At 63.6% G+C, this 1880-nt stretch carries 1 protein-coding gene; it reads right to left on the bottom strand.

Annotated elements, in window-relative coordinates; genetic code table 11:
- Positions 1-1880: Ig-like domain-containing protein (locus H663_RS40800; protein ID WP_116695970.1), on the bottom strand; the 1880-nt coding region annotated here is incomplete at both ends.

The raw sequence follows: 1880 nt of genomic DNA, 5'->3' as shown, positions 1-1880 counted from the left end.
GTTGCTCGCGTCATCGAGCTTGACCGTGAGCTCGGTGCCTTTGTGTCCACTGCGTACGTGGCTGTAGCTACCGTGCCTGCGTTGCCCGCTTCGTCGGTGTAGGCCGTGCCCAGGCTCAGCGTGTTGCTGGCCGCTTCGGTGTCTGTTGCTGGCGTGAAGGTGGCTGTCCAGATCAGGCCGTCTGTGCTGGCGGTGAATGTGCTCAAGGCTCCGTTGGGCGCTGTGATGTCCGCGTTGCTGAAGTCTTTGACTTTTTCGCTGAAGGTGATGGTCACCGTGGCGCTCTCGCCTGCTTTGAGCGCGTTGTCGCTCAGGGCGATGCTGGCCGTGGGTGCTTTGAGGTCTATCGCGTAGTTGGCGCTGCTGGTGCTGGCGCCTTGGTTGCCCGCCACGTCGGTGTAGCTGTTGGCCACGCTCATGACGTTGCTGGCGTCTGCCGTGCCCGCTGTGGGCGTGAAGCTGCCCACCCAGGTCTTGCCGCCATCGGTGGTGGCCAGGGTGCTCAGGGTGCCGTTTTCTACAGCCACGTCGCTGTTGCCAAAGCCGGTGACTTTTTCACTGAAGACGATGGTCACTTGTGCGCTCTCGCCTGCCGTGAGGGCGTTGTCGCTCAGGGTGATGCTGGCCGTGGGGCCCTGGGTGTCTACGGCGTAGTTGCCGCTGGCTGCAGCAGATCCGGTGTTGCCCGCCAGGTCGCTGTAGGCACCGGGGTTGACGCTGATGCTGTTGGCGGCCACTTCCACGTTGGCGTTGGGCGTAAACGTCGCGGTCCAGGTGGTGCCGCCGTCGGTGCTGGCCAGGGTGCTGAGCGTGCCGTTGGGCGCTGTCACGTCGGCGTTGCTGAAGTCTTTGACCGCTTCGCTGAAGGTGATGGTCAGCTGGGCGCTTTGTCCGGCCGTGAGGCTGGTCATCGGCGCACCTTGGGCGTCTTGGAGGGTGACCACGGCCGAGGGGGCCTTGGTGTCTACGCTGTAGTTGCCGCTGGTGCCCACGGCTCCAGCGTTGCCGATCAGGTCGCTGTAGGTGTTGGCCAGCGTGATGACGTTGGTGGTGTCTTCAAGGTTGACGCTGGGCGTGTAGGTGCCGGTCCAGACGATGCCGTCGGTGCTGACCAAGGTGCCCAATGTGCCGTTTTGCACCGTGACATCCGCGTTGCCAAAGTCTTGCACTTTCTCGCTGAAGGTGATGGTCAGCGTGGTGGTCTCGCCCGCTTGCAGGGCTTCGTCGACCAGTTTGATCGTGGCCGTGGGCGCTTTGGTGTCCAGGCTGTAGTTGCCGCTCGTGCCTGCGGTGCCCACGTTGCCTGCAGTGTCGTTGTAGGTGGCCGACAGTTGCACCAGGTTGCTGGTGTCTTCGATGCTGCTGTGGGCCAACAGCGTGGCCGTCCAGGTCAGGCCGTCGTCGGCTGTGGCCAGGTTGCTCAGGCTGGCGTTGTCGGCCACCAGATCGCCCACATCAAAGGCGATGACTTTTTCTGAGAAGCGGATGGTGACGGTGGCGCTGTCGCCTGCTTTGAGCAGTGTTTTGTCCAGCGCGATGCTTTGCACTTGCGGCGCAGAGGTGTCCACGCTGTAGCTGCGGCTGGCCGAGGTGCTGGCTTGGTTGCCTGCGGCATCGCTGGCGTTGAGCAGCACTTCCAGTGTTTTGTCCGAATCGGCCACCAGGTCGGCCGTGTCGATGCTGATGTTGTAGCTGCCCACGGCGTTGACGGTGCCGCTGAAGGTGTGGCCGTTCACGGCAATTTGCACCAGATCGCCTTCGCTGGCCCCCAGTGCAGCGCCAGTGATGGTGGTTTGCAGGTGGGCCGCATCGGCCGGGCCCACGGCATCGTCGCCGCCTATGGCCGTGATGCTGACGGTGGGCAAGGGTTTGCCGGTGTC

This window comes from Limnohabitans planktonicus II-D5 (assembly GCF_001270065.2).
Taxonomy (GTDB): domain Bacteria; phylum Pseudomonadota; class Gammaproteobacteria; order Burkholderiales; family Burkholderiaceae_C; genus Limnohabitans_A; species Limnohabitans_A planktonicus.
The sequence above is the reverse complement of the archived record's forward strand: the minus strand, read 5'-3'. Positions and strand labels throughout refer to the sequence as shown.